Origin of the sequence: Phytoactinopolyspora endophytica (assembly GCF_004138495.1) — a bacterium.
Taxonomy (GTDB): Bacteria; Actinomycetota; Actinomycetes; order Jiangellales; family Jiangellaceae; genus Phytoactinopolyspora; species Phytoactinopolyspora endophytica.
The window spans coordinates 140,981-143,121 of the sequence record NZ_ML142855.1 but is presented as its reverse complement, the minus strand read 5'-3'; the positions used below and the strand labels follow the sequence as shown (position 1 = coordinate 143,121).

Here is a 2,141-nt window from a genome sequence, read left to right as displayed (position 1 = left end):
AGCGGCGCGTCCGGTCACCCAAAGCGGAAACCGGGCCCGTGGTGAGCCCGCGGCCGCGGGCGGCGTGACGCCGTCCGCTGTCGCGGCGGCACCGAGAGGTCGCCCCTCCTCGATGTTCCTACTCAGACCGCGGCTCTTCCCGGTAGCCTGGCCATCCGTGGCTACGCTTCGGATCCTGTTGGTGGACGACCACCCCGTCGTCCGCACCGGCCTGGCCGGCATGCTCAGCGTAGAGGAGGACCTCGACGTCGTCGGGGAGGCATCGAACGGCGAGGAAGCCGTCGCCATGAGCCGTAAGCTCTCCCCTGACGTCGTCCTGATGGACCTGCGGATGCCGCGGATGGACGGCGCCGAGGCGACGGCGCGGATACTCGCGCAATGCCCCACGGTCCGGGTACTCGTGCTCACCACATACGACACCGACGCTGACATCATCCGCGCGGTCGAGGCCGGAGCCACCGGGTACCTGCTCAAGGACACACCGCGGGCGGAGCTCGCGGACGCGGTACGAGCGGCCGCGCGCGGCGAGACCGTGTTGGCACCCCCAGTTGCGGCCCGGCTCGTCGACCGGATGCGAGCGCCCGCGGACCCCGTGTTGACGCCTCGCGAGTCCGAAGTACTGGCGGCTGTGGCGCGGGGCTCGTCCAACGCACAGGTCGGGCGCGAGTTGCACATCGGCGAGGCGACCGTGAAGACGCATCTGCTCCGCATCTTCGCAAAGCTGGAGGTCGACGACCGGACGGCGGCAGTCACCAAGGCGTACAGTCTCAGGCTCCTCCCGCCCCCTGGGCCGGCCGCCTAGTACCGGCACAGGTGCCGTCGGCGCACGCCAGGGGTAGCCCAGCAGCGGCCGTACGCGCCGTTGTCCCCGGCTGTTGGCAGAATCAGCACCATGGCAGCCATATCCAGCGCGGGAATCCTGTTGTTCCGCCGCACGTCCGGGAAGACCGAGGTACTCCTCGGCCACATGGGCGGGCCGTTCTGGGCCCGCCGTGACGCCGGGGCGTGGTCGGTCGTCAAGGGTGAGTATCAGGCCGATGAAGAGCCGCTGGCGGCCGCGCGGCGCGAGTTCACCGAAGAGCTCGGCCTGCCTGCCCCCGACGTCGACATGATCGACCTGGGCGACGTCCAGCAGTCCGGCGGCAAGACCGTGACCGTCTGGGCCGCGGAAGGCGACCTCGACCCGGCTCTGATCGTCCCTGGGACGTTCCAGATGGAATGGCCACGCGGGTCCGGCCAGTTCCGCGAGTTCCCCGAGATCGACCGCGCGGAATGGTTCCCGGTCGACACAGCTCGGGACAAGATCATTACTGCGCAGCGCGCCTTTCTCGACCGTCTGACGGAGATGCTGGAACAGTGAGGGGTCTCCAGGTCCGCTTCCAGCCGTTGAGCGTCTAAGCTTGAAGTACAGCTCGCCGGGCTCTGGGGGAGATATGAACAACCAAGCGTGGCACTCCATGCGGGCGTCCGATGCTGATCGCGAACGAGCCATCAACGTGATCAAGTCTGCGATGACCGAAGGCCGCATCACCTGGGACGAGCACGGCGCCAGGGTGCAGCGCGTCATGAACGCCCGGACGTACGGCGAGCTCGAGCACACCATCCACGACCTCCCCCAAGGGGTCGCGCCGTCGGCTCCACAGCCGATGATGCCGGGCCCTGGGATGCAGCCGCTGGCGCCGATGCCGATGCAACCCGCACCGGGCTGGCAGCCCGCCTACATCCCGCCCGCCCGCAAGACCAACGATCTGGCGATCGCGTCCGTAGCCTGCGGCGGCTTCGGGTTCGTCACCGGGATCAGCGCCATCCCTGCGATCATCACCGGCCACATGGCACTGTCCAAGATCGACCAGACCGGCGAGGAAGGCCGTGGGCTCGCGGTCGCCGGACTCATCATGGGCTATACCGTCACCGCGGGCATGCTGATGATGATGTTCCTGATGTTCGGCGTACTCTTCAGCCTGTAAGAGAGGCCGCACGAACCCCCGAGCCCGCGCGACCTCTCTGACCTCATCGCGCGGTCTCGGGATGCATCTGAGCCCGGGCAGACGCGTAAGCATCGCGGATCGCATCGGCAGAGCCCTGCGGCTCGATGACCGCTTCCACCCCGACGCTCCACGCCGGCGGCTCAGCGCCACCGG

At 68.6% G+C, this 2,141-nt stretch carries 3 protein-coding genes; all 3 read left to right on the top strand.

The genetic code is table 11. From position 1 onward, the window contains the following. The first annotated feature begins 157 nt into the window (after positions 1-157). The 3 genes from ELR45_RS15515 to ELR45_RS15505 all read left to right on the top strand — a co-directional run bounded on the left by ELR45_RS15515 (position 158) and on the right by ELR45_RS15505 (position 1,967). Positions 158-802, top strand: coding sequence for a response regulator (locus ELR45_RS15515; RefSeq protein ID WP_276320686.1), 645 nt, complete (start codon positions 158-160; stop codon positions 800-802). Between the two features lie 90 nt (positions 803-892). Beyond that, on the top strand, positions 893-1,360 hold the full coding sequence (locus tag ELR45_RS15510; protein WP_129667223.1) for an NUDIX hydrolase: 468 nt from the start codon (positions 893-895) through the stop codon (positions 1,358-1,360). Positions 1,361-1,433: 73 nt separating this feature from the next. Then, on the top strand, positions 1,434-1,967 hold the full coding sequence (locus tag ELR45_RS15505) for a DUF1707 domain-containing protein (protein ID WP_129667352.1): 534 nt from the start codon (positions 1,434-1,436) through the stop codon (positions 1,965-1,967). Positions 1,968-2,141 lie beyond the last annotated feature (174 nt).

What these genes read in the sequence shown, in the direction of transcription:
- ELR45_RS15510 (WP_129667223.1), top strand. Translation starts at nt 893, where the DNA reads ATGGCAGCCATATCCAGCGCGGGAATCCTGTTGTTCCGCCGCACGTCC.
- ELR45_RS15505 (WP_129667352.1), top strand. Translation starts at nt 1,434, where the DNA reads ATGAACAACCAAGCGTGGCACTCCATGCGGGCGTCCGATGCTGATCGC.